2 pseudogenes are annotated in these 806 nt (G+C 64.4%); both read left to right on the forward strand.

Features of this window, described 5'->3' with window-relative positions:
• A pseudogene (locus LPA54_RS33575) lies at positions 1 to 370 on the forward strand (cell division protein FtsQ/DivIB); the annotation flags it as partial.
• A gap of 289 nt (positions 371 to 659) precedes the next feature.
• Positions 660 to 806: pseudogene (locus LPA54_RS33580) on the forward strand (cell division protein FtsZ); the annotation flags it as partial.

Consider the following 806-nt stretch of genomic DNA (forward strand, 5'->3'; position numbering starts at 1 on the left):
CGACGACGGCGTCCGTTTCGCGACCGTGTCGAAGGCCCCCGAGGGGGTACCCGAGCTGAAGATGGATCTCTCCCGTTCCGGTTCAGCGGCGGCCAGCCTCCGGCGTTTCGGCGAGGACCGTCTGGTGCGGGAGGCGGTACGCGTGGCCGGCGCCGTCCCCGAGTCCCTCGCTTCGAAGACGCGCAGCGTCAAGGTCCGTTCCTACGACGCCGTCTCGCTGGAACTCACGGACGGCCGTACCGTCGACTGGGGCAGCAGTGAGAAGGGGGCGCAGAAGGCGCGTGCCCTCACCGCGTTGATGAAAGCGGAGCCGGACGCACGGCACTTCGACGTCAGCGTTCCCAGCGCCCCGGCGTCATCAGGGAGTTGACGCACATCTGCGCAGGCCAGGACCCTGGTTGGGCAGCGACACGGCTGATCACATAGGGTGAAAAGAAAAACGGGAGGTTCGGCGTGTTCGTTGAACGTGCGCCACGTGTCGACTTAGTGTCCTGTTCAGAAGACTCCAGGGAACAGACACACTGGTAACCCTAAACTTCAACGTTAGGGTTCGGGTCGGCGCTACGGACCGTCCCATTCGGCATCAGTCGTCGGATCGCGGGGGCAGCAGTTGCTCCGGCGCCCCGGCGACACGTAACTCGAGGCGAGAGGCCTTCGACGTGGCAGCACCGCAGAACTACCTCGCAGTCATCAAAGTCATCGGTGTCGGCGGCGGTGGTGTCAATGCCATCAACCGGATGATCGAGGTCGGTCTCAAGGGCGTCGAGTTCATCGCCATCAACACCGACGCGCAGGCGCTGTTGATG

This window comes from Streptomyces sp. DH12, from assembly GCF_020873895.1.
Classification (GTDB): Bacteria; Actinomycetota; Actinomycetes; order Streptomycetales; family Streptomycetaceae; genus Streptomyces.